Source organism: Kineosporia sp. A_224 (assembly GCF_002198655.1).
GTDB lineage: Bacteria > Actinomycetota > Actinomycetes > Actinomycetales > Kineosporiaceae > R-H-3.
In genome coordinates this window covers 1-22,949 of record NZ_MWLN01000199.1, presented here as the reverse complement: position 1 = coordinate 22,949, position 22,949 = coordinate 1, and the positions used below count along the sequence as shown (strand labels likewise).

Here is a 22,949-nt window from a genome sequence, read left to right as displayed (position 1 = left end):
TCACCCGGACGGCGCAGGGCGCCTCCCGGGTGGGCCGTTCGGGCGGGCGGGAGGCGTTCGGGCCCCTCCCGCGGGCCGCCTGGCTAGTCTCGGGAGGTGGCCGACGCGACCCTCCCCCCAGGCATCGACAGCCTCATCGCCACCCTCTGGCAGGCCCGGGGCACCGACCTGCTGCTCACCGCCGGGGCGCCGCCGCTGATCCGGGTGGACGGCGACCTGCACCCGGTGCGCGAGACCGCGGTGCTCACCGGCCTCGACACCGCCCAGGCGGTGGACCTCCTGCTCGGCGAGAAGCAGCGTGACCAGTTCGCGGCCGGCTCCGAGGTGGACTTCTCGTTCTCGTGGCGCGGCACCGCGCGGATCCGCGGCAACGCGTACCGGCAGCGCGGCGACGTCGCCATCGCCCTGCGGATCATCCCCCGGCAGATCCCCGGCTTCGACGACATCCGGGTCCCGGCCGCCGTCCGCCGGTTCGCCGCGTTGAAGCAGGGGCTCGTCTTCGTCACCGGCCCGACGGGCTCCGGCAAGTCGACGACGCTCGCCTCGATCATCAACGTCGTCAACGAGAACCGCGCGGTCCACATCCTCACGATCGAGGACCCCATCGAATACGTCCACGAGCACAAGCGGGCCGCGGTGAGCCAGCGCGAGGTCGGCGAGGACACCGAGTCCTTCGCCCACGCGCTGCGCAGCGCGCTCCGCGAGGACCCCGACGTCATCCTCGTCGGCGAGATGCGCGACCTCGAGTCCATCCGCTTCGCCCTGACCCTCGCCGAGACCGGTCACCTCGTCTTCGCGACCCTGCACACGAACGACACCGCGCAGGCCGTCGACCGCCTCGTCGACGTCTTCCCCGCCGACCAGCAGCCGCAGATCCGCGTGCAGCTCGCGAGCACGCTGACCGGCGTCGTCTACCAGCGGCTCGTCCCCCGCCTCGGCGGCGGGATGGTCGCCGCCCATGAGGTGCTCGTCGCGAACGGCCCGGTGCGCAACCTCGTCAAGGAGGGCAAGACGAACCAGCTGCGCAACCAGCTCGTCACGGGGATGAACGTCGGCATGCAGACGCTCGAGCAGTCGCTCGACGAGCTCGTGCGCACGGGTCTCGTGGCCTACGAGGAGGCGGTCGCGAGGTCGTCGTTCCCGGCCGAGATCGAGCGACCGATGGTCGCATCAGTCGGTGCCCAAGGCATGGCGCCGGGCGCCCAGGCTCCGCAGCAGGTGCGCACGTACTGACGGCCGAACGGGCTGTGCCCTCTGCTGTGCCTACCGGGTCACGAACCCGACCGCGTCCACCCGCACCTCCGGGCGACCCGCAGCCGGCGCGGCCACGAGGCTCACGGTGTGCGGCCAGTTCGCGACCCGACGGTCGAGCAGCATGGCCCGCGGCACGACCTTCGGCGCGTACGTGTCCACGGTCGCGACCGTCACGCCGTCGACCTGCACCGTCAGCCGCCCGCACGCGGGGCAGCGCTCGCCGACGACCGTGACCCGGGACGTCGTCGCCTGCGTCGTCAGCGTCGCCCCGGCCTTCCGTGTGACGGTGAGCGTGCCGAGGTAGGCGTCGTCGGACGCGACCCGGGTCCAGGCGTCGTACGCACCGGACAGCGCGCGGTCGTCGAGCGAGGCCCCGGAGCCGGTCCACGGCGACCAGGTCCCGGCGACGCCGTCCGCGCCGATGCCACGGGCGGAGAACTGGACGACGTCACCGGGGGCGGCGCCGTACACGGCGGAGCGGTCCGTCGTCCCGCTGAGCCAGACCGTCGGTGGGCCGAACTCCGCCGGCGGGGTGCCGAGCCCCCGGACCGTCCGCGCCCGGACGTCGTACCGCACGATCCCGTCCTGCGCCGAGGGCGACGCCGGTCCCCAGCGCACCGGGATGCCGGCGGACGTCGACACGGCGGCCGAGGTCACCGGCACCCGGACGGTCGTCGGCAGCACCGAACGCGCGAGGGTCACCGTACCGGCCGCCGGGCCGGCACCGTCGACGTCCGGCACCGGGCGGGCAGCCCCGGTGCCGTCACCGAGGTCGTCGAGCGTCCACGTGTACTCGCCGTCCGCGGCGGGCATGCCCCGTGCGTCGAGGCCGTCCCACCGGACGTCGCGGACGCTGCCGTCGGGGGCGGTGCCCTCGAGCACCCGCACCAGATCGGGACCGCGGCGCACCGAGACCCGCACGCGAGCGACGGGCCGGGTGAGGTCGAGTTCGGGGCGCCACGCGTCGTCCTGCCCGTCCCCGTCCGGCGAGAACGTGTCGCCGAGCGCTCCGAGCAGCCGGGGCCCGCGGGGCGTGAACGGCAGCCTGAGCACGCGCAGGTCCCCTGCACCGTCGATCCAGGCCAGCACGCCGTCCTCCAGCGCAGCGGCGGACGACCCGAAGATCGAGCGACGCGTGCTCGCGAGCCTGACCGGTGCCGCTGCCGGGTCGGTGAGGTCGAGGGCGTAGTACGTGAGGCTCTGCGGGTCGTCGCCGTCCTGCGTCCAGACGACGGTGCCGGCGTCGCCCAGCAGGCCGGACGCCCTGACCCCGGGGAGCACCCGCCGGGTCCGGGTCCGCATGTCCCGGACGACGAGGTCGTCGCCGCGGGCCCACACGAGGTGGTCCCCGGTGAGGACGACGCCGGTGGCGCAGTAGGGGTGCGTCACCGGGCAGTCGAGCCACACCCGCTGCGGCGGCGCGTCAGGGGTGCGCAGGTCCCGCACGCGCACCTCGCCGGGCTGCCGCCACGTGGAGTTCAGGGCGAGGTGGCCGACGAGTGGGCCGACCTGCTCGTCGGGCCAGGCCCGGGAGCCGCCGATCCGCTGGCCGTCGGCCCGGGTGACACCCGCGGCCGACCACGCGTACGGGCCCGACAGCGACGCCCCGGGGTAGTCACCGGGGACGGCGACGACGTCCCCGGCCTGCCCCCGGTCGGCGAAGACCGAGTAGCCGCTGCGCCAGTACGAGGTCGGGCGGGCCACGAGCGAGCGGCCGCCGGACCTGCCGGCGACGCCCGCCGCCGCGCGCACCCGCTGCGCGCGCCCCACGACGACCGCGCCAGGGGTGCCGCCGAGGTGCATCCGGTACGACTGCGTCCCTGTCGCTGGGTCCGCCGCCGCGGCGAACAGGTCCCCGGCGTTGAGATCGACCGCGCCCCAGCCTTTCGTCGTCGGTGCGACCCGGGCGACCCGCGCGGCCCCGCCGGTCGCGGTGACGGCCCAGACACCGGCCTTGCTGGTGGCGCCGGAGACGACCGCCCGCAGCCCCGGCCCGGCACCCGTCAGCCCGCTCACTCCGGACAGGCCCGTGTCGACGGGGCGGCCGGACGACGGTCGGACGACGAGCCGCTGGTCGGGGCCGACGACGTACGCGACGCCGCCGTCGAAGGCGACGAGGTCGCGCAGAGCCGTCGGCATCGGGAAGGTCTCGACCGGGCCGCCGGCCGTGCGCCTGACGTTCACCACGGGCGTACCGGTCTGGTTGCCCCACCAGTCGACGACCGAGCCGCTGACCCAGGTCACGACGTCCGCGGAGACCCCCGCCGCCGCCCCGAGGTCGTCGCCCGAGGCGAGCGTCTCGGAGGTGCCGCGGACGACGTCGACGAGCAGCAGGTCGACGACGAGCGGATCGGACGGGGTGCCGCTGCCGGAGGCGCGCGTCGCGAGCAGCCACCGGCCGCCGACATGGACGTCCGGCGCGAAGACGGGCGCCGCGAGCACCGTGCGCGTGCCACCGCTCGCGTCGTGGAGCAGCACTCCGCCGTCGTCCTGCGACCAGGTGAGCCAGCCGGCCTCGGTCGCGCCGAGGAAGCGCCGTTGCTCGAGCGGGTGCCGGACCGTCTGCCCGCCTGCCAGGTCGGTCACCACGAGGTCGTCGCCGACGACGCGGTGGAAACGGGTCCCGACCATGGTCGGTGCCGGGTACACGTCGGCGGCCTCGCCCTGCAGCACGGGGCCGAGCTGACCACCGGAACCGCCCACGAGCTCCCAGCGGCTGACGTCCCACCGGCGCAGCACTGCCATCTGCGCGGAGGCGGCGACCAGGTCGATCTCGACGCCCCCCGCGGGCAGGCGCGGCACCGTCACGACGAGCGGAGCGTCGTCGGCCCTGCCTGCGCCGGCGGGACCTGCCAGGACGACCGCCGCCGCGAGCACTGTCGCGGCGATGCCCGGACCGGTAACCCTCGTGAGGGCGCGACGCAGCATGCTGGAGGTTCCCCTGTCGGCTCGGGGCTCCCCCGAGCCCGACACGGTCGGCCACGCCCCTCCGAGGACTGGGAACGGGCAGTCACCGGGCTCTCGCGCGGGTCGTGGCTGGGCGGCGATGTTAGCCGTGTGCGCTGATGCAAGTCACCCCAGGTACGGCGTGTCCACCACGTGGCAAGCGCGTGTCAGCACGATCAGCCCTTCGCCGACGGGTGCACGCGCCCATCGCACCTCGCCGAGCCCCGTTGCCGAACAACGACTCTGGACCGTGGAACGTCGAAGGGTCCGGAGGAGGCGCAGCCCCTCCGGACCCTTCGACCGGGCTCAGATCACGGGCACGAGGTGATGGTGACCGCCCCGGTCCCCGCTGCGTAGCCGAGCGTGGTCCCCGTGGGCGCGGCCTTGAGGTACCCCTGGCTGACGAGCGTCGTGCCGGCGGGAGTGCCGTTGTACGTGCCGGTCCCGATCGCGCTCGCGAACCCTCCCTTGGCAGCGTTGTACGCGTCGGACGCGACCTGGACGGTCTTCTGGTCGGCGCTGCAGGCCGCCGTCTGCGCGTCCGCACGGAAGGTGCTCACGCCGAAGACGACGATGCCCGCGAGGATGCCGAGCACGACGATGACGATGAGGAGCTCGATGAGGGTGAACCCCTCCTGGCGGGCCTCGCGGATCTTGTGACGCAGCATGAAAGGTTCCTGCTCTCTCTGACTCGTACGGGACGTGCTGTTGGTGGATCCGGGCTCGACGGCGTCGAGGTCCCTGCCCCGTCCGCGGCTCGACCGGGGCCGAGAGCGGACGGGAAGCGTTATGTGTCGGTCACCGCTCGAGCTTCCAACCGAGGACACTGACCGAGCGCTGCCCGGCCGGGCACGGGGTCAGGCAGTTGTCGGTGTAGCGGACCTTGGCCCGCCCCAGGACTGAGCACGTCGCCGTCGTCGGCGCGTCGGTGGGCGAGGCGCAGGACCAGGCGGTGAGGAAGACCGTCGTCGGTGCGACCACCAGACGCGTGGCCGGCGTCCCGAGGTCGATGACCGGGAGTGACGTCGCACTGTTGGGACTGATCTTCAGGTCGATCGTGCTGACGACCACCGGGTACTTGAACACCGTGTTGGTGGCCTTCTTGAGGTTGACCGACACCGAGGCCGCCGGCATGTAGGTCCACCCCTGGACGAAGACCGTGGGGTTCACGGCGGCGGTCGACGTCACGCTCACCACCGGCCCGGGAGCACCCCCGCCCCCGAAGAACGCGATGGGCACCTTGAGTGGCACCGTCGACGCGGAGTACGGCGCGCAGATCTCGAATCCGCCGTCGGAGATCTCCAACTGGCTGGTCCCCTGGAAGATGAACTGGGCGCCCGAGGTCGAACCACCGGTCTGCGGCGCCACGCACTGACCGGGCACAGCGCTCGACGGGGTCGTCGCTGCTCCGGCCACCAACGTGCTCGGGACGGCGAGCTTCCAGACACGCTTGGACGCCGGGCTGTCCTGGAAGTCGAACGCGTAGACGCCCTGATGGAACCAGAACACCTTGTTCTTGCAGCTGTTGGACGCGGTGATGTTGTTGAGCGCCGTCGCGGAGGTGTAGAGCCCCGGGTAGAAGTGCACCACCGATCCGCTGCAGCTGGTCGGCGCCGCGGGCGAGGGGGCGGCGGTCGGTGCGGTCGGCGCCTGGAACTCGGCCGGGTGGACGAGACCGGGATCGGTACCGACGGTCTGCGATGTCGCGTTGCACGAACGTGCGACGGCCACTCCCGCCTGCGGGTAGACCGTGCCGGCGCACGAGCCTTCAGCAGTGATGGTGCTGGTGGCGCCACCCACGTAGAACCCGTTGCAGTTGGTCGTCGCGGACGGCGGCGGCCAGGCCTCCGGGCAGTTGCTCCCGGTGGGCACGCTGATCCCCGAGTTGGAGTACACAGAACCGTTGATGCGCAACGGGTTGTTACCGCTGTCGACGATGCCTGTCTGTGCGGTGGCCAGGGTCAGCAGGGCCTGCTGCGACTGCACCGTGGTCGTGGACTCCACGAGGCTTCCGCTCGAGCCGCCGGCCGGGTCCGGCGAGCACTTCACCTGGACGACGCCGCCGGACGGCGCGGGGTACATCTTGCTCGTCCCTGCGCCGTCGTGGGCTCCCGACTCGAAGCACTTGGCGTTGTAAGTCGGGTCGTTGAAGTAGCCGCTCTGCCGGACGTCGTTCACCGCGAGCTGGAGTGCACCTGCGACGTCTGCCGAGCTCTGGTTGGCGGCCAGGGTCTTGGTCGCGGACGTGATCCCCACGCTCGTGTAGGCGAGGAGGGATCCGACGACGAGTCCCACGCCGATGACGAACATCATGACGAGGATCAGGGAGGCCCCGTCGTCGTCCCGGCGCCGCCTGCGCGCCATCCCGGTCACGTCGTCCGCCTCTCTCCGACCAACGTGAAGGTGCTGCCGTCGAGCCGGGTCAGCGCCACGGAGACCCTCGAACCCGACACGGTCGGAGAGGCCGGGGTGCTGTCCGCGAGCGCTCGGGCGACGACCACGTCCCGGGCCGGGGTGAGCGGAGTGAGCGCTCCGGCGTTCGCCTCGCAGGAGAGCCGGTGGAGCTCCCTGGCCGCCACGCCGTTCACCGTCGTCGACCGGAGGACGTAGGTGGTCACGACGGTCCGCGACGTGGTCGGGCTCGAGGGCACGTAGCTGGACCCGCGGAACTCGACGAAGAGCGGCGAGGTCCCGCACTGCGCGGCACCGCTCGTGACGACGCCTGAAGCGTCGGCGGACTGGACGTCGTCCGCGAAGTACGTCGCCGTGAACTGCTCGCTGCGGGTGGAGTCCAGCCTGTCGCGGGTCGAGTTGTTCGCCGTGATCGCCGAGAACAGGACTCCCGTGATCGACACGACGACCACACCGAGGATGGCGATGGCGACGATCAGCTCGATGAGCGTGAACCCGTCGTCCAGCGGCCGCCGCTGCTGGCTCAACATGTCGTGCACGGCTTTCGCACGGTGACCCAGTAGTCGTTCACGACGCCGGGGTACGCGCCAGCCGCGACCGTCATCCGCAGTCTGACCCGCTGCGCCCCGGCGTCGTCCGTGGTCGTGCAGCTCCCGCTGACGAAGGTCGTGCCGTTCCAGTACTCCACCGACACGACCGACGGCGTGAAGCCCGTCGGCAGGGCCTGGAGCGGCGGCGCCGCGTACGAGAGGGTCGACGACGAGGCAGCCATGCAGGCGGTGTACGCGGCGCTCGCCTGGTCGACGACGTACTCGCCCCAGGACTTCAGCAGGCTCTGCGACTGGACCGCGCGCCTGTCCAGCGTGGACGAGGACGACGCGAGCATGACGGCGCCGAGGATGGAGGAGGCCGTGATGCCCAGGATGGCCACCGACACGAGCAGCTCGATCAGGCTCTCTCCCCTGTCCTCGCGGCGGTGCTCTGCCGGCATGTGAGGCGTCATCCGAGGTTGGCCGTGCGGAAGATCCCGTACATCGCCGAGACGAGCGCGATGGCGACGAAGCCCACCAGTCCGCCCATGACGATGATGACGACGGGTTCGATGATCGTCGTGACCTTCTTGATCTTGTAGTCGAGCTCACGCTCGTAGAAGGTTGCGGCCACCTCGAGCTGGCTGTCCAAGGTGCCCGTGTCCTCCCCCACCCGAATCATCTGGGCGGCTACCCCGGGGAAGAGCCGGGTCGCGGCGATGGGCTGGGCGAGCCCTCCGCCACGCAGCATGGCGTGGCGCACGCCGTTCAGCGCACGCTCGAAGACGAGGTGGTTCAGACTGCTCGTCGCGACCTCGAGCGCACGCGGCAGCGGTACGCCGGCAGAGACCATCGACGCGAGCATCCGGGTGAAACGCTCGACCTTGCTGTAGCGGATCGCTTCTCCGACCACCGGGATCCGCAGCAGGAACGCATGCCACGTGTATCTCCCCGTCCTGGTCAACGTCGCGGCCCAGCCGCCCAGGACCACGGCACCGAGGACCGCGACGACGAGCCACCACCAGTCGCCGAGGAATCGCGTCGTCGCCAGCAGGATGCGGGTCGTGACCGGAAGCTGTGCGTCCAGGCTGGAGAAGAAGTCCTCGAACTTCGGCAGGACGAACACGCTGAGGATGACGATCGTCCCGATCGCCATGACGAAGACCACGGCGGGGTACGTCATGGCAGCCTTGATCTTGCGGCGCGCCTCGACATCACGCTCGATGTACTGCGACAGCTGGTCGAGCACGTCGTCGAGCCTGCCCGTGAGCTCAGCCGAACGCAGGATCCCCCGGTACCAGTCGGGGAAGTCCGACGGGTGCCTGTCGATCGCCTCCGACAGGGTGCGCCCGGACCGAAGGTCCTCGGACACCGCCGCGAGGACACGACGGACCGCTGGCTTGTCGTTCTCCTCGCCCAGGACCTGGATCGCGTCGAGGATGGGAATTCCTGCGCGCAGGAAGGCCGACATCTGGCGGCTGAAGTGCATGAGGTCGGCCGGTTTGATCCGCTTCGGCGTCAGCTCGATCTGCGTCCAGGACTTCTTCGGCTCGATCTTCTGGACCCGAAGGCTCTGCTGCACGAGCGCCATCCGGGCGGCCGCGATCGTCGGCGCGTCCTGGACCCCGGTCGCCTGCACCCCGTTCGGTGCGAGCGCCACGTAGGCGAACTTCGGCATGCCCCTGCCGTCCTCTCTCATGCCCCGTACGGACATCGGCCGCCCGGATCGCGCGTTACGCCTCACGGCGCTTATCAACCGTTCGTGCGAGCCCAAGATCACAGGACGTCAAGCCTCAACTGCGGTGTGTTGCCAGATCGATACATGCCGGACGGGACCGGCGACCTCGCGGCCACCGACCCTGCCGGCGCTAGAGCATGTAGATGGAGCGGACGATCTCGCTGATCGTCGTCACGTCCTGCTCGACGAGCCGGACGCCCCCGTGGCGCAGCGGCACGAGGCCCTGCGCGACCGCGAGCCGGCGCATGTCGTCGTGCGAGGGGTTGGGGTGCACGATCATCTCGCGCATCTCCTCGGTGACGCTGAGCAGCTCGTAGACGCCGACCCGGTCCGAGTAGCCGGTCTTCGAGCAGTAGTTGCAGCCCTCGCCGACGTAGAACCGGTGCTTCTCGACACCGCCGGCCTCCACGTAGAAGGCGTACTCCTCGGGTGTCGGCTGGTACTGGACGCGGCAGTAGGTGCACATCTTGCGGACGAGCCGCTGGCCGACGACGCCGATGACGGACGACGCCACGAGGAACGACTCGATCCCCATGTCGAGGAAGCGGTAGAGCGCCGACACCGCGTCCGTCGCGTGCAGCGACGAGAGCACGAAGTGCCCCGTCAGCGCCGACTGGACGGCGATCCGCGCGGTCTCGACGTCCCGCATCTCCCCGACGAGGATCATGTCCGGGTCCTGCCGCAGGATCGACTTCAGCCCCGTGGCGAACGTGACGCCGGCCTGCTCGTTGATCTGGATCTGGTTGATCGACGGGAAGACGTACTCGACCGGGTCCTCGATCGTCGTGATGTTCTTGTCGACCGTGTTGACCTCGGAGAGCGACGCGTAGAGCGTCGTCGTCTTGCCCGAACCGGTGGGACCGGCGCAGATGACCATGCCGTACGGCGAGCGGATCATCTTCGCGAACGTCTCGTGCGTCACCGGCGGCATGCCGAGGTCCCGCAGCCGGAAGAGCGAGCGGCTCTTGTCGAGGATCCGCAGCACGACCTTCTCGCCCCACACGTTGCCCATCGTGGCGACCCGGATGTCGATGTCCCGGCCCTCGATCGAGGTGGCGATCTGACCGTCCTGCGGACGGCGCCGCTCGACGATGTTCATCCCGGCCATGATCTTGAGCCGGCTCGCGACCGCCGGGCCCATCTCGGCCGGCAGCGTGAGGACGTCGTGGAGCGCGCCGTCGATGCGGTACCGGACCCGCACGCGGCCGTCCTGCGGCTCGATGTGGACGTCGGACGCCCTGTCCCGCAACGCCTGCGTGATGACGAGGTTGACGACGCGGACGACGGGCGCGTCGTCCGCCTGGTCCTCGACGTCGCTGCGGTTGACCGTCGTCCGGACGTCGGTGGTCGCCGTGAAGGCCGCGACCTGGTCCTCGACGCCGGTGAGCGCCCTGAACGTCGAGTCGATCGCCCGGCGGACCTCGCTCTCCGTCGCGACGTAGAGCGCGGCGGGCCGGTCCAGGGAGCGCAGGACCTCCTCGGCGACGTCCGGCGACGGGTCGGCGAGCGCGACGTGGACCGTGCCGTCCTCGGTGATCCCCATCGGGATGGCCTGCAGCCCCCGGGCCTTGCTCTCGCCGAGCATCTCGGCGGCGACCGGGTCGGGCGTCGTCCGGCTCAGGTCGACGGCCTGCAGACCGACCTGCTGGGCCAGACCGTGCGCGAGGTCGCGCTCGTCGATGACGCCGAGCTCGACGAGGATGCTGCCGATGCGCCGGCCGGAGCCGGTCTGGCGCATGAGGGCGTCGTCGAGCACCGCCGGGCTGATGACAGCGTTGCGGACGAACAGCTCGCCGAGCAGGATGCCGAACTGGGCGACCGGCGCCCCCTCGGCGACGAGGGTGCCCCGAGCCGCCTCCGCGCCACGCCCCTGCGGCGGGACCGCGTCGACCCGCCCGGGGCCGTCGCCCGCGGCCCTGCCCGCGGTGGACCGTCCGAACCTCATGATCCAGCTCCAGCTCGCCCGTCTCGCCCCGTGCCCCCGAGACGACGTCGCCAGTTTCACACGCCGTTCATCTGGATCACCGTGGATCCGGCGTTATCCCCCGTTCGCCCCGGGGAGGCTCACTCTCCGGACACAGCGGTCACGTGTTGTCAGCAGGCAGCCACGGACCGGGCACTCTGCGCGATCCCCCGACGGGCGGTGACCGCCGTCCCGTTCGCGGCGCGGCTCGTCGCGCGCTCGGCCGGCCGGGCCCCCCGAACGGACCTGACCGGCGCCGCCGAACGGGTGCGGCGGGCTGTGCCGGTCGGGTGACGCACGGGCCGTGGAAGCCTTCGGCCGTATCCCTCGACCGCCTCTCCTCGAATACTGATTGCGACAGGACGTCACTTGCAGTGTTCGACGGAGGATCTCCATGCGCCTTTCGCGCCGGTACCTGGGCCTGGCGTGCGCCGCCCCGATCGCCTTGTTCGCGGCTCACCCGGTCGCGGCGTCCGCCGCCACCGGCGCGACCTGCAACGGCCGGGCCGCGACGAAGGTCGTCACCGCACGCAGCCCGCACGTCGTCAACGGGACCGCTCGCGCCGACGTCATCGTGATCCGGGCCGGCGGCCACGTCGTGCACGCCGGTGGCGGCAACGACCTCGTGTGCGGCTCCGCCGGTGCGGACACCGTGACCGGCGACGCCGGGGACGACACGATCCTCGCCGGGGCGGGCAACGACACCGGGTCCGGCGGCCTCGGCCGGGACCACGTGTCGGGCGGCCTGGGCAACGACCACCTCACCGGTGGTGCGGGGGCCGACGTCCTCCACGGCGACGCGGGCGCGGACACCGCGGCCGGAGGCGACGGCAACGACAGCGTCCACGGCGACGCCGGGGCCGACACCATCGGGGGCGACGCCGGGGCGGACACCGAGGACGGCGGCGACGGCAACGACCACGTCAACGGCGGCGCGGGGAACGACGCGCTGTCCGGGGCAGCCGGCAACGACACCGTTTCCGGCGGTCTGGGCGACGACCGGTTGACCGGGGGCGCCGGCAGCGACGCGCTCTCCGGCGGTGCCGGGAACGACACGGAGTCCGGCGGGGCCGGCGCGGACGCCGTGTCCGGCGGCGACGGCGACGACCACCTGAACGGCCAGGACGGCGACGACGACCTCGACGGCGGCACCGGCCTCGACACCCTGACCGGGGGCGCCGGGAACGACGTCGCCGACGGCGGTGCCGGCGCCGACACCGAGGACGGCGGTCTCGGCGACGACTCCCTCACCGGCGGCGACGGCAACGACGACCTGACCGGCGGCGACGGGCTCGACACCATCACGGGCGACGCCGGCCACGACGTCGTCGACGGCGGCGCCGGGGCGGACGACGTCGCGGGCGGCGAGGGCGACGACGACCTGAGCGGCGGCGCCGACGCGGACACGATCGACGGCGAGGCCGGTGACGACACCGAGCACGGCGGCGACGCGGACGACGTCCTCACCGGTGGGCTCGGCGCGGACGCCCTCTTCGGCGACGGCGGCAACGACGCCGTGGGCGGCGGCGACGGCGACGACAGCCTCGACGGCGGCGAGGGTGACGACACGCTGCAGGGCGACGACGGCGACGACCACCTCTCCGGCGACGTCGGCGACGACTGGCTGGACGGCGGCCGGGGCACGGACGTCGACGACGGCGGGGGCGGCGACGACCACCTCGACGTCGGTGCCGACGACAGCGTCGAGAACGAGGACGAGGGCGACTCCCGCAACGAGTCCACCGACGACGACCCGGAGGACGGCGGCGACAGCGGCGACTGACAAGGAAGCGGCCGCTGCCACCGTTCACTCTGCAGGACGTCCGAGGAGCGACGGCCTTCGCTGCCGGCCGTCGCTCCTCGGAGCGGCGGTCGGCGGCGGGCTACTCTCGCCGGAGGAGGTGACCATGGAGCGGCCGCTGCCCCGGTTCGCGTTGCGCCGGCTTCCGGTCGCCCGCGAGGGCCTCGCCCCGGGTCTGCTGGACACGGTGGTCGGCTGGGGACGGTACATCGACGGAACGCGGTGCGACGATGCCCGCTTCGACGAGGCCCTGGCCGTCGCACGCTCGGGCGACGGGTTCCTCTGGCTCGGCGCCCAGGCACCGAACATGCGGCAGCTGACCCAGCTCGGGGAGATCTTCGACCTGCACGCCCTGGCCGTCGAGGACGCCGCGAACCTCATGCAGCGCCCGAAGCTCGAACGGTACGACGGCATCCTCGCCCTGTCGCTACGGACCCTGGCCTACGTCGAGCGCGATGCCCGCGAGGACGGCGGCGACGTCGTCGAGACCGGCACCGTCATGATCTTCGTCGGCGAGGACTTCGCCCTGACCGTCCGGCACGGCAGGCACGCCTCGATGAGCGACCTGCGCCGACAGCTCGAGGCAGACCCCGAACAGCTCGCGCTCGGGCCGTCCGCGGTGCTCCACGCCGTCGCCGACAAGATCGTCGACGACTACCTCGCCGTCGTCGACGCGGTCAACGAGGACATCGAGGAGATCGAGAACAACGTCTTCGCCAGCCGCACCCCGTCCGACATCGAACGCATCTACCAGCTCAAGCGCGACGTCATCGAGATGAAGCGCACCGTCACCGCGCTGTCGGGGCCGATCCGCGAGCTCGCGACCCGCCCCAACCGGCTGGTGCACCCGGAGATCCAGGAGTACTTCCGGGACGTCGCCGACCACCTCGACCGGGTCCGCGAGCACGTCGCGACCTTCGACGAGCTGCTGTCCTCGATCCTGCAGGCCGGGCTCGCCCGGCTGTCGGTCTCGGAGAGCGAGGACATGCGCAAGATCTCCGCCTGGGTCGCGATCGCCGCCGTCCCGACGATGATCGCCGGGATCTACGGGATGAACTTCGCCCACATGCCCGAGCTCGGCCAGACCTGGGGCTACCCCGCCGTCCTCACCGGGATGGCCGCGATCTGCGGCGGCCTGTACCGCGGGTTCAGACGCAACGGCTGGTTGTAGGACCGCGCCGTCGTCGCCGCACCATCGTGCCGTCCGGCGTTCACCCCGCACCCCTTATCCGGCGGACCGTCACGGTGGTTCGCTGCGCCCATGTCCGCCACGCGCATGCCGCTCCCCAGCCGTCGCACCGTTCTCGGCGCCGGTGCAGCCCTGTCCGGGGCCGCCGTCCTCACGGGGCGGGACGTGCACCCGGCGCACGCCGCCGCCGTCCGCACCGACCCGTTCGCGCTCGGCGTCGCGTCCGGCGACCCGCTGCCGACCGCGGTGGTCCTGTGGACCCGCCTCGTCAAGGACCCGTTCGACGCGACCTCGATGGGCGGGCGGGACGTCGAGGTGAAGTACGAGGTCGCGGCCGACCCCCGGTTCCGGCGGGTCGTGCGCTGGGGCCAGGCGCTCGCGCGGGCCCGGTTCGCGCACTCGGTGCACGTCGACGTGCGCGGCCTGGCCCCGGACACCGAGTACTGGTACCGGTTCCGCACCCGCGGGTACGTCTCGCCGTCCGCCCGGACGAGGACGGCGCCGGCAGCGGGCGCGCACCCGGCGCGGGTGCGGTTCGCGATCGCCAACTGCCAGGACCTCCAGAACGGCTACTGGCCCGCCTACACCGCCATGGCCGACGAGGACATCGACCTCGTGCTGCACCTGGGCGACTACATCTACGAGTACGACCCCTCGAGCGCGTTCGCCGACCGCCGGCACACCACGCCGCAGACCGCCGGCCTCGACCAGCTCCGGACGCTCGCCGACTACCGGGCCCGGCACGCCCAGTACAAGCTCGACCCGGCCCTGCAGGCCGCCCACGCGGCAGCGCCCTGGGTCGTCACGTGGGACGACCACGAGGTCGAGAACAACTACGCGACCCTCGTCGACGAGATCGACGACACCGGCGACGCCCGGCAGGACCCGGCCGCGTTCGCCGCGCAGCGCGCCGCCGGCTACCAGGCGTACTGGGAGCACCTGCCGATCCGGCCGCGCGCCGTCCCGGGCTCGCCGGACCTGAAGCTCTACCGGGGGTTCGACTACGGCGACCTGGTGCGGTTCTCCGTGCTCGACACCCGGCAGTACCGCACCGACCAGCCCGGCGGCGTCCCGAACGACTTCGGGCCCGAGGCCGCCGGCCTGGCGAACGTCGCCGGCTCGCTCACCGGTGCCGAGCAGGAGGCGTGGCTCGTCGACCGGCTCACCTCGACGTCCGCCCGCTGGAACGTCGTGGCGCAGCAGGTGATGATGGGCCGCACCCGCTTCCCGAACCCGTTCTTCCCCACTCTCCCGCTGCCGTTCCTCACCAACCTCGACCAGTGGGACGGCTACGCCGCGCAGCGCGCGCGGCTGCTCGGGACGATCGCCGCGCGCGGCGTGGCGAACCCCGTCGTGCTCGGCGGCGACATCCACTCGACCTGGTTCAACGACCTCGTCGTCGACCCGGACGACCCGCACGCCCCCGTCGTCGCCTCGGAGTTCGTCTCCACGAGCATCTCCAGCGACTTCCCCGCCGCGTTCGACGCCCCGATCAAGGCCCTGCTCCCCCGCGACAACCCGCGCACCAGGTACTTCGACGGTTCGCAGCGCGGCTACCTCCTCATGGACGTCGACCGCGAACGCTGGCTCGCGCAGGCCCGCACCGTCGACACCATCGCCGCGAGGACGGCGACCGTGGCCACCACCGCGGCCTTCGCCGTCGCCGCCGGGACACCGGGGATCGTCCCGGCCTGACCCGCGCGGCTCGTCCGGGCAACTTCCGGCCGACGCCTCCCGTCGTTCACGTCGTGGTGGTCGTCCGGCCGCTCTGCGACGACACGATCGGCGCGTGGATCCGACACAGTCCCCGTCGAGCGCTCCTGGGCCCGACGACACGGCCGAGGTCGGCGACGCGGCGCTCGACGCCGCCACGCGCCGCCTGACGCAGGCACGCGACAGCGGGGACCACGAGGCCATCCTCTGCGCGGCAACGGATCTCGCGGACCTGCTCGACGACCGCGGCCGCCCCGACGACGCGCGTCAGGCGTTGCAGGAGGCTGACCTGGCGAACCTGCGGATGCGCCTGGCGGCAGACCTCGTCTCGGACGACCCGGAGACCAGGTCGCAGGGCTGGTGGCACCTCGGTGCACAGCTGCACTGGCACCACCGCGACCCGGTCGGGGCCGCCGCCGCCTACCGTGAGGCGATCGCGGCGGGCGGCCCGGCCTGGGTCAACCTGGCCGCCACGATGAACCTCGCCCAGGTCCTCGAGGACGTCCAGGACACGGCAGGAGCCCGCCTGGCCTACGAGCAGGTCTACCTGCTGGCCGCCGCCCTCCCCGACAGCGACCTCTCCGACCCCGCGATCGCCCACGTCGTCGCGCAACGGCTGGCCGGCCTCCAGACCGGCCCTGAGTCCTAGGTCCCGGTCGTCGTCCCGACGCAGGACGAAACCGTGCGAGCAGCGTCCTTCTTCACCCTGCGTTCGCCGTCCCGTCGCCTGGCCGGACGACGCTTCACTCGTGGACCGGGACTCGTTGGTGCGACTGACGATCGCCGTGTGCCTCGGGCTGCTCGTCGTGGCGATCAGCGCCGCCCTGGCGACGAGCGCCGCGAGGCACCTTCGGCTGCGCCTGGGCGGCCGGACGGCGCTCGCCACCGTCGTGCGGACCGTCCCCGAGCAGGTCGACGGCGACGTCACCGTCCACGACTGGACGGTCGTGCAGTTCACCACCGTGCACGGCACGACGCTCGAGGACGTCCGGCTCCGCACCTGGAGCACGATCCCGCCGCAGCCCGGCCGGCAGATCCGCATCTACTACGACCCCGACGACCCGCACGACGCGGACAGGTCCCGGATCCCGCTGGCCCTGACCCACCTCGCCGGCATCCCGGTCCTGGTCGCGCTGGGTGTGGCCGCCGAGTTCGCGATCCTCGTCTGGGGCGGCGCCCGCTGAGTCCGGGCCCGCGCCCGTCGGCTACTCGGACGGCCCCCGCACGGTCTCGACGCTGACCCAGTCGCAGTCCACGCACTCGCGGCGCCGGACGAACGACGGCTCGCGGTACCCACCGACCTGCTGCAGCCCGAGGTCCCGGACCTGCCCCCGCACACCGGGCACCGTGCTGCCTGCGTCACCTGTCGTGGGTAGCGGACCCGCTGGTCCCGGCACATGAGCCGATCGGCCCAGCCCGGCCGGTCCGCCGGACGTTGGTCCAGCGTCCGGACGGCTGCATCGTCCCTACCATCAGCTGCCGGACACGTCATGGCCGTCATCGCGGTGGCCGGAAGCGGACGCCCCCGGTGGGAAGGCACGTGCGATGCCCGGCGACGGCGATCACATGAGGAACGGCTGGAACGGCAACATGATGGGCGACAACGGCTCCGCCTGGTCGCCGTGGCTGGTCGCGTTCTTCGTCGTGGCGACCCTGCTCCTGGTGCTCGCCGCACTCCTCGTCGGACGGCTGCTGCGCACCGGAGGGGCCGTCGCCCCGACGGGCCGCGGACGCGCGGCGCAGGCGACAGAGCCTCCGGAGGAGATGCTCGACCGGCTGTTCGCCACCGGTGAGCTCGACGAGGCCACCTACCGCTCGCGGCGAACGGCCCTGACCGAGATGCGGCAACCCGTCCGGCACCAGGAGTAGACGAGCCGCAGCCGCTGCGTGCTCGCGAGGTCCTGGCGGCCCGGGCATCCGCGGTCGGCCACCCAGGTCGGTGCGTCGAGCAGCTGGTCCAGGAGTCCGTTCACGGGCGGCCCTGCGGCTGGACGGCGTCCGCCGGCTCGCTGGGACGACGGTCCGTCATGTGAGGTAGAGGCTGATGACGACGGTGCCGGCCCAGACCGCGCCGGCCGCCAGGAGGGTTCGGTCGCGCAGCACCACGCGTTCGGGCTCCTCCCCGTCCCCCTGGCTGACGAGGAGCCCGTACCGCAGGACGCCGATGAGGAAGGGCACGACGGACGCGGCGAGCAACGGATGGAAGACGTCGGTCCCGACGTACTGGAAGGCCCACATGGCGTAGGCGACGAAGCAGCCCGTCAGGGCGAGGGTGAGGACCTGCTGCAGCCACGCGGTGGGGTACTGGGCGAGGACCGGGCGGGTGACCGCGGCCGCGGCCGGGTGCCCCGGCGCGGCGTCGGCTCCTCGGCCCTCTGCGGAGCGCTTGCCGGCGACCAGGCACAGGGAGCCGAAGAGCGTGACGAGCAGGAACCAGTTGGAGACGGCCAGGTGCGTCGCGGCGGCGCCGCCCAGCGCTCGCAGGGCGAACCCGCCGGCGACCAGGACGATGTCGAGGACGGCGACGTGCTTGAACCAGAACGCGTAGGCCAGCGACGACGCGAGGTAGGCGGCCACCACGAGCACGCTCGGGGCGCCGAGCAGACCGGACAGGCCGAGCGCCACCGCCGCCGCGGTCACCGACAGGGTGATCGCCCAGCGGGACCGGAGGCGTCCGCTCGCGACCGGACGGTGCCGCTTCCTGGGGTGCAGCCGGTCGAGGTCCGCGTCCCGCACGTCGTTGGTGGCGTAGACGGCGACGGAGGCGGCGACGAAGGCGGCCACCATCACTGCGGCGCGGCCCATGGCGGCCGGGTCCCGCAGCAGCCCGCCGGCGACCGGTGCTCCCAGCACGAGCACGTTCTTGTGCCATTGCCCCGGCCGGGCGAGGTCCAGGAGTGCGCGTCCGACGGACCGATCACGGGAACCTCCTGCGGCCGTGCGCGACGACGGCTGCGGGGCCGCGACCGCAGTGCGTGCGGTGGGGGCGGTCATCGCTCTACCGCGCCGTCACGTAGAAGAAGTCGCGCTGGTCGGCGACGAGGTAGCGGTCGCGTGGCTGGGGCATCGTGGTGAGCAGCTTCATGGTGGTGTACCCCTTCGAGCCGGTCGGTGCCGCATGCGGGAAGGCGGTGAACGCGACCATCCCGGTGTGGATGTCGAGCTCCATCCCGGTGACCGCACCGGCATCCACGAGCGCTGCCGCCAACGTGGGGAGGGTCAGCCCGCGGCCTGCGACGTAGAGCAGGTTGCCCGCGGCGTCGGTGCCGACACCGGAGCGCCAGGTGTACTGGAACTGGTTGTGGCTGCTCCCCCAGTGCTGGCCGGTGTTGCTGGTCAGACCGGGGACCACGGCGCCGTGGTCGACGACGAGCGCGAGGTTCTGCCGGACGGCGCTCACCCCGGCAGGGACCGACCGGGACGCTCCGGTCCACGCCCGGACGGTCGCGGTCCCGTCGTCCGCGATGACCAGCGAGGCCGCATCCTTGACCAGCGGGACGACGGCGCGTCCGTGGGCGTACCAGCCGCCCCTGGAGTCCTGGGTCTTGAAGCCTGCGTTGAAGACGGCCACGAGGGCGCCGCGTTGCGCGGTCGGCACCCGGAAGCCCTCGGGCGAGTGCAGTCCGGGGACCGGTTCACGAGTGCCCGCGACGAGGTGGAGGGCGGTGGCCCCGCGGGGCAGCAGGGCGCCGGCGACGACGACCGTGGCGTGCCGTGCGTCGGGCCGGAACCACGTGGTGAACAGGGTCGGTCGCCCGGGGTGCGCGCTGCCGGCCGGGGCGGAGGCGGCGACGCGCCACCTCCCCTCACCCGCGAGAGCGCGGGTGAGGGGCAGCAGCCGCACCCTCGGCAGCTGCGCGGCGGCCGCGGCGGGTGCGGCAGGTGCAGCTGTGTGCACCTGGGGTGCGAGCGGGTCGGTGGCGGTACCGGTGGCGGGTGGCGGATGCCTTGTGTACCACCAGTTCTCCAGGGCGTCGACGGTCCCGGCGCCGCCGTTGTCGCGGACCCATTCCACGACGCGGACGGACGCCGGTGCGCTGCCCGGGTAGGTGAGCGCGCGGGTCAGGGAGACCGCCGGGACGGTGAGGAGCAGCAGCGCGACGATCGCGGCCAGGCGCAGTCGACGGCGGCGCGGACGGCGCGGCCGACCCGGACGGCGCGGAGCCGGCCGCGGGACGGTGAAGGGCGGCCGCTGCTGACCCAGCTGAGTCATCGCAGTCTCCTCGGGCGCAGGGACGTCGGGACCAGCCGCAGCACTGCCGCGACCGGCCCGAGGACGGCGGGGACCCAGACGACGCGACGGCCCGTGCGCAGGGCCCGCCGGACGCTGCGGGCGACGTCGTCGGGGTCGCGGGTCAGCGGCGCCGGCGGCAGCCCGTCGATCATGCGGGTCCGGACGCGCCCCGGGCGGACCACCATGCAGCGCACACCCCTGGAGCGGGCGGCCCGGTCGAGACCGCGGACGTAGGTGTCGAGCGCCTGCTTGGCGGCGGAGTAGGCGAGGATCTCGTCGCGGGGCAGCGCAGCCGCCACCGAGGTGAGGACGACGAGCCGTCCGTGCCCCTGGGCGCACAAGGCCTCGACGGCGGCCTCGGCCACGGTCGCCGGGCCGACGACGTTGGTCTCCAGCAGCGCCTCGACACCGGCGTGCTCGCCTGCGTCGAGGGTGCCCACGGCGATGACGACGACGTCCACCACGCCGCAGTGCCGGGCCGTGTCCCGCAGCAGCCGCTGCACCTGACCGGTGGGCTCCCCGACGGTGTACGGCAGGCAGGTCACGTCGTGGCCGAGGAGGGCGAGCCCGTCGCGCGCCACGTCGAGGCGGTGCGACGGCCGGCCGGCGAGGACGACCCGCCCGGTGCCGTCGCCGAGCAGGTTCCGCACGATCGCGAGGCCGATCTCGGAGGCGCCACCGACGAGGAGGATCCCCGGCACGTCCTGGTCCACGCCGATGGCCCGGCCCGGCGCGGCGCTCACCGTGACCCCACCGGCGGGACGAGGCCGAGCCGACGGCCCAGGTCGGAGGCGAACACCCGGCCGGGGTCCATGAGCTCGCGGGTGGCGGCCCACGCGGGCAGCTCCGGGTACATGGCCGCGACGGTGTGCGGCCTCAGGCGTGAGTCCTTGACCAGGTAGACCCGTCCGCCCGCGCCGGCCACGATCCCGTCGAGGCGCTCGAGCAGGGGACCCAGGTGCCGCCACCGTGCAGGCAGGTCCAGGGCAAGGGTCCAGCCCGGGCCGGGGAACGACAACGGCGCGGCGTTCCCGGGCCCCAGCTTCTTCAGGACGGCCAGCGCGGGCGGGGCGCCGGCGTCCTGCAGCACGAGCAGCGCGCTGCGCAGCACGTCCGTGCGCTGGTGCGGGACGGCGAACTGGTACTGCAGCAGCCCTGCGCGCCCGAAGGCCGCCGGCCACGCGTCGCCCCGGTCCAGGGGCAGCAGCGCCGTCCTGAGGTCGGTCCAGCGTTCCCGCCCGTCCCGGCGGGACAGCCACCGGCCGAGGTTCGCGGCCTCGATGCTCGCGCGGTTGACCACGCCCGGCCCGGGCAGGCTCCTGCAGTTCCTGCGCGCTCGCTGCGCGCGAGCGGCTCGCAGGCCGGTCGGTCCCCCGCCCGGTCGGGTGACCTGGACGATGCCGCGTCCGATCCCGCGTCCCCGGGCGCGGCCGTCCAGCCACGCGACGGCGTGCACACCGGCGTCACGGGCCGCACCTGCGTCACCGGGGTCGGGTGCGTCAGCGGCAGCGCTGTCGGCGAACGCGTCGTCGAGCAGACCGAGGACGTGCCCCAGGTCGCGCCCGCTGGTCTGCCGCGTCAGCGCACCGGCCGACGTGATCGGCCGGAGCTGGAGGGCCACGGTGACGACGATGCCGGTCAGACCCAGGCCACCCGTCGTCGCCCAGAACCGTTCCGGCGTCCCGTCGGGCGTCAGCACGCTCCTGGTGCCGGCGGCGTCCAGGAGCACCAGCCACCTGACGTGGTGGCCGAACGAGCCGGCCGTCGGGTGGTTCTTGCCGTGGACGTCGGCAGCGACCGCTCCGCCCAGCGTGACAGCGGACGTGCCCGGGATCACCGGGGGCACCCAGCCCTGCGGGAGGCTGACCCGCAGGACGTCGCCGAACGTCGTCCCGGCCGCAGCGACCAGCAGCCCGCTGCGGCTGTCCAGGGACACCTGCGGCTCGAGGGACGTCATGTCGACCACCAGGCCGTCCGCGCACAGGGCCGCGTCGCCGTAGCTACGGCCCGCGCCGCGCGCCAGGACGGCCCGGCCGTCGGCCGATCGCAACGCATCGGCAAGCTCGGACACCGTCCGAGGAACCACCACGGCGGCGGCACGCGAGCTCGTGGAGCGTCCCCAGCCGGTCAGCAACGGACCGGACGAGAGCCGCGCGGCGCTGGGTGCGGGCCGTGAAGGGGTGGCGGCCGCGGTCGCTGTCGCCGGCGGCCGTACCTGGGCGGCGGCCGCCCGGGCCGGAAGCTGGGTCGTCATGGGTCCACGAGGCGCCTCAGTCCTGGGAGTGCGCTGGGAGATCGGTCAGCGTCCGGTCATCCGGACCAGTGCCCCGCACGCGTCGGCCGAGGTGTAAGCAGGGGCCGTGCTCACCCTCGCGATCGCCGTCACCGCGCTCACCGGGGCCGCGGTGGCGGTGTCCGCCGCGGCCGGGCTGGGTCAGGTGCGTGCACTGCTCGTCGCGGTCGTCCGCGCCGCGGTCCAGCTCGCCGTCGTCGGGGTCGTCATCGCGGCCGTGTTCCGGACGCCGACCCTGGCGCCGCTGTACCTCACGGTCGTGCTGGGTGCGGCGTCCTGGACGTCCGGGCGGCGGATCGGCGGCACGCGCCGGGACGTGCTCGTCGCCGGTGCCTCGATCGCGGCGGGCGCCGGCGTCGCGGCGCTGGTCGTGTTCACGACAGGTGCCCTGCCCTGGCGGGCCGCCACCGGGGTCCCGTTCGTCGCGCAGCTCGTCGGCGGGTCGATGACCGCGACGACCTTGTCGGGGCAACGGTTCCGGGACGACGTGGCTGCCGGCTGGGACGAGGTCGAGGGCTGGCTCGCGCTCGGAGCCCGTCCGGCGCGCGCCGTCCGGTCGATGGGGACCCGGGCCGCGGCCCGCGCGCTGGCACCCGCTCTCGACCAGACCCGCACCGTCGGGCTGGTCACCCTGCCGGGCGCCTACGTCGGGCTGCTGCTGGGCGGCGCGACCCCGCTCGAGGCGGGCAAGGTCCAGCTGCTGGTCCTCGTCGGGCTGCTCGCCGCCGAGACCGTCGCCGTGGTCGTCGCCACCCAACTGCTCGCCCTGCGTCTCGGGCTGCGTCGCCCGGCAGACCTGCGCACCTGACCGACGATCCGATGTCACCGGGTGGCGAACCCGGACGTGAGCGGGCTGGAGTGGGCTGTGGGGCGGGT

At 73.1% G+C, this 22,949-nt stretch carries 20 protein-coding genes; 8 read left to right on the top strand and 12 right to left on the bottom strand.

Annotation, left to right across the window (positions count from 1 at the left end; all coding sequences use genetic code 11):
• The first annotated feature begins 96 nt into the window (after positions 1 to 96).
• Complete coding sequence (locus EDJALFJO_RS23085) at positions 97 to 1,233, top strand: type IV pilus twitching motility protein PilT (protein ID WP_198950570.1); 1,137 nt, start codon at positions 97 to 99, stop codon at positions 1,231 to 1,233.
• Between the two features lie 30 nt (positions 1,234 to 1,263).
• Here EDJALFJO_RS23085 and EDJALFJO_RS23080 read toward each other — a convergent pair whose 3' ends face one another.
• The 7 genes from EDJALFJO_RS23080 to EDJALFJO_RS23050 form a co-directional block, all read right to left on the bottom strand.
• A complete protein-coding gene (locus EDJALFJO_RS23080) occupies positions 1,264 to 4,182 on the bottom strand; it encodes a hypothetical protein (RefSeq protein WP_143448721.1) in 2,919 nt (972 codons plus the stop codon).
• A gap of 329 nt (positions 4,183 to 4,511) precedes the next feature.
• Positions 4,512 to 4,868 (bottom strand): competence type IV pilus major pilin ComGC, encoded by a 357-nt coding sequence (locus tag EDJALFJO_RS23075; RefSeq protein WP_088288668.1) that lies wholly within the window; start codon positions 4,866 to 4,868, stop codon positions 4,512 to 4,514.
• A 130-nt stretch (positions 4,869 to 4,998) separates the two neighbouring features.
• Entirely contained in the window at positions 4,999 to 6,564 is a 1,566-nt protein-coding gene (locus EDJALFJO_RS23070) for a hypothetical protein (RefSeq protein WP_233149992.1), read from the bottom strand.
• 5 nt (positions 6,565 to 6,569) lie between these two features.
• Positions 6,570 to 7,142: a prepilin-type N-terminal cleavage/methylation domain-containing protein gene (locus EDJALFJO_RS23065; protein ID WP_233150001.1), complete on the bottom strand. Its 573-nt coding sequence runs from the start codon at positions 7,140 to 7,142 to the stop codon at positions 6,570 to 6,572.
• A complete protein-coding gene (locus EDJALFJO_RS23060) occupies positions 7,136 to 7,603 on the bottom strand; it encodes a type II secretion system protein (protein ID WP_088288665.1) in 468 nt (155 codons plus the stop codon). The genes EDJALFJO_RS23065 and EDJALFJO_RS23060 overlap by 7 nt, the downstream gene beginning before the upstream one ends.
• 8 nt (positions 7,604 to 7,611) lie before the next feature.
• Positions 7,612 to 8,820 (bottom strand): type II secretion system F family protein, encoded by a 1,209-nt coding sequence (locus EDJALFJO_RS23055; protein WP_088288823.1) that lies wholly within the window; start codon positions 8,818 to 8,820, stop codon positions 7,612 to 7,614.
• A gap of 190 nt (positions 8,821 to 9,010) precedes the next feature.
• Positions 9,011 to 10,825: a GspE/PulE family protein gene (locus tag EDJALFJO_RS23050; protein ID WP_198950569.1), complete on the bottom strand. Its 1,815-nt coding sequence runs from the start codon at positions 10,823 to 10,825 to the stop codon at positions 9,011 to 9,013.
• A 412-nt stretch (positions 10,826 to 11,237) separates the two neighbouring features.
• On the opposite strand from EDJALFJO_RS23050, the gene EDJALFJO_RS23045 reads away from it, so the two are divergent.
• The 5 genes from EDJALFJO_RS23045 (at position 11,238) to EDJALFJO_RS23025 (ending at position 16,730) form a co-directional block, all read left to right on the top strand.
• On the top strand, positions 11,238 to 12,626 hold the full coding sequence (locus EDJALFJO_RS23045; RefSeq protein WP_088288664.1) for a calcium-binding protein: 1,389 nt from the start codon (positions 11,238 to 11,240) through the stop codon (positions 12,624 to 12,626).
• Positions 12,627 to 12,750: 124 nt separating this feature from the next.
• Complete coding sequence (locus EDJALFJO_RS23040; RefSeq protein ID WP_088288663.1) at positions 12,751 to 13,815, top strand: magnesium and cobalt transport protein CorA; 1,065 nt, start codon at positions 12,751 to 12,753, stop codon at positions 13,813 to 13,815.
• Positions 13,816 to 13,905: 90 nt separating this feature from the next.
• Entirely contained in the window at positions 13,906 to 15,528 is a 1,623-nt protein-coding gene (locus EDJALFJO_RS23035) for an alkaline phosphatase (RefSeq protein ID WP_198950568.1), read from the top strand.
• A gap of 94 nt (positions 15,529 to 15,622) precedes the next feature.
• On the top strand, positions 15,623 to 16,195 hold the full coding sequence (locus EDJALFJO_RS23030) for a hypothetical protein (protein ID WP_088288662.1): 573 nt from the start codon (positions 15,623 to 15,625) through the stop codon (positions 16,193 to 16,195).
• 100 nt (positions 16,196 to 16,295) lie between these two features.
• Complete coding sequence (locus EDJALFJO_RS23025) at positions 16,296 to 16,730, top strand: DUF3592 domain-containing protein (RefSeq protein ID WP_088288661.1); 435 nt, start codon at positions 16,296 to 16,298, stop codon at positions 16,728 to 16,730.
• Positions 16,731 to 16,751: 21 nt separating this feature from the next.
• Here the strand turns inward: EDJALFJO_RS23025 and EDJALFJO_RS36015 are convergent, their stop codons facing one another.
• Entirely contained in the window at positions 16,752 to 16,883 is a 132-nt protein-coding gene (locus tag EDJALFJO_RS36015) for a hypothetical protein (protein ID WP_255392583.1), read from the bottom strand.
• 229 nt (positions 16,884 to 17,112) lie between these two features.
• Between EDJALFJO_RS36015 and EDJALFJO_RS23020 the strand changes: the two genes are divergently transcribed.
• Positions 17,113 to 17,415, top strand: a complete 303-nt coding sequence (locus EDJALFJO_RS23020; RefSeq protein ID WP_143448717.1) for a hypothetical protein — start codon at positions 17,113 to 17,115, stop codon at positions 17,413 to 17,415.
• Positions 17,416 to 17,571: 156 nt separating this feature from the next.
• Here EDJALFJO_RS23020 and EDJALFJO_RS23015 read toward each other — a convergent pair whose 3' ends face one another.
• The 4 genes from EDJALFJO_RS23015 to EDJALFJO_RS23000 are packed head-to-tail and all read right to left on the bottom strand — an operon-like array spanning position 17,572 to position 22,034.
• On the bottom strand, positions 17,572 to 18,540 hold the full coding sequence (locus EDJALFJO_RS23015; protein WP_088288659.1) for a decaprenyl-phosphate phosphoribosyltransferase: 969 nt from the start codon (positions 18,538 to 18,540) through the stop codon (positions 17,572 to 17,574).
• Positions 18,541 to 18,544: 4 nt separating this feature from the next.
• Complete coding sequence (locus tag EDJALFJO_RS23010) at positions 18,545 to 19,759, bottom strand: phosphodiester glycosidase family protein (protein WP_088288658.1); 1,215 nt, start codon at positions 19,757 to 19,759, stop codon at positions 18,545 to 18,547.
• A complete protein-coding gene (locus EDJALFJO_RS23005; protein ID WP_158220537.1) occupies positions 19,756 to 20,523 on the bottom strand; it encodes an SDR family NAD(P)-dependent oxidoreductase in 768 nt (255 codons plus the stop codon). Before EDJALFJO_RS23005 ends, EDJALFJO_RS23010 begins: the two co-directional genes overlap by 4 nt.
• Positions 20,520 to 22,034, bottom strand: a complete 1,515-nt coding sequence (locus EDJALFJO_RS23000; protein WP_088288657.1) for an FAD-binding oxidoreductase — start codon at positions 22,032 to 22,034, stop codon at positions 20,520 to 20,522. The genes EDJALFJO_RS23005 and EDJALFJO_RS23000 overlap by 4 nt, the downstream gene beginning before the upstream one ends.
• Before the next feature lie 106 nt (positions 22,035 to 22,140).
• Between EDJALFJO_RS23000 and EDJALFJO_RS22995 the strand changes: the two genes are divergently transcribed.
• Positions 22,141 to 22,881, top strand: a complete 741-nt coding sequence (locus EDJALFJO_RS22995; RefSeq protein WP_088288656.1) for an ABC transporter permease — start codon at positions 22,141 to 22,143, stop codon at positions 22,879 to 22,881.
• Positions 22,882 to 22,949 lie beyond the last annotated feature (68 nt).

What these genes read in the sequence shown, in the direction of transcription:
- EDJALFJO_RS23075 (WP_088288668.1), bottom strand. Translation starts at nt 4,868, where the DNA reads ATGCTGCGTCACAAGATCCGCGAGGCCCGCCAGGAGGGGTTCACCCTC.
- EDJALFJO_RS23040 (WP_088288663.1), top strand. Translation starts at nt 12,751, where the DNA reads ATGGAGCGGCCGCTGCCCCGGTTCGCGTTGCGCCGGCTTCCGGTCGCC.
- EDJALFJO_RS23035 (WP_198950568.1), top strand. Translation starts at nt 13,906, where the DNA reads ATGTCCGCCACGCGCATGCCGCTCCCCAGCCGTCGCACCGTTCTCGGC.
- EDJALFJO_RS23000 (WP_088288657.1), bottom strand. Translation starts at nt 22,034, where the DNA reads ATGACGACCCAGCTTCCGGCCCGGGCGGCCGCCGCCCAGGTACGGCCG.
- EDJALFJO_RS23045 (WP_088288664.1), top strand. Translation starts at nt 11,238, where the DNA reads ATGCGCCTTTCGCGCCGGTACCTGGGCCTGGCGTGCGCCGCCCCGATC.
- EDJALFJO_RS23020 (WP_143448717.1), top strand. Translation starts at nt 17,113, where the DNA reads ATGAGGAACGGCTGGAACGGCAACATGATGGGCGACAACGGCTCCGCC.
- EDJALFJO_RS23060 (WP_088288665.1), bottom strand. Translation starts at nt 7,603, where the DNA reads ATGCCGGCAGAGCACCGCCGCGAGGACAGGGGAGAGAGCCTGATCGAG.
- EDJALFJO_RS23015 (WP_088288659.1), bottom strand. Translation starts at nt 18,540, where the DNA reads ATGACCGCCCCCACCGCACGCACTGCGGTCGCGGCCCCGCAGCCGTCG.
- EDJALFJO_RS23070 (WP_233149992.1), bottom strand. Translation starts at nt 6,564, where the DNA reads ATGGCGCGCAGGCGGCGCCGGGACGACGACGGGGCCTCCCTGATCCTC.
- EDJALFJO_RS23010 (WP_088288658.1), bottom strand. Translation starts at nt 19,759, where the DNA reads ATGACTCAGCTGGGTCAGCAGCGGCCGCCCTTCACCGTCCCGCGGCCG.
- EDJALFJO_RS23080 (WP_143448721.1), bottom strand. Translation starts at nt 4,182, where the DNA reads ATGCTGCGTCGCGCCCTCACGAGGGTTACCGGTCCGGGCATCGCCGCG.
- EDJALFJO_RS23065 (WP_233150001.1), bottom strand. Translation starts at nt 7,142, where the DNA reads ATGTTGAGCCAGCAGCGGCGGCCGCTGGACGACGGGTTCACGCTCATC.
- EDJALFJO_RS23055 (WP_088288823.1), bottom strand. Translation starts at nt 8,820, where the DNA reads ATGCCGAAGTTCGCCTACGTGGCGCTCGCACCGAACGGGGTGCAGGCG.
- EDJALFJO_RS23050 (WP_198950569.1), bottom strand. Translation starts at nt 10,825, where the DNA reads ATGAGGTTCGGACGGTCCACCGCGGGCAGGGCCGCGGGCGACGGCCCC.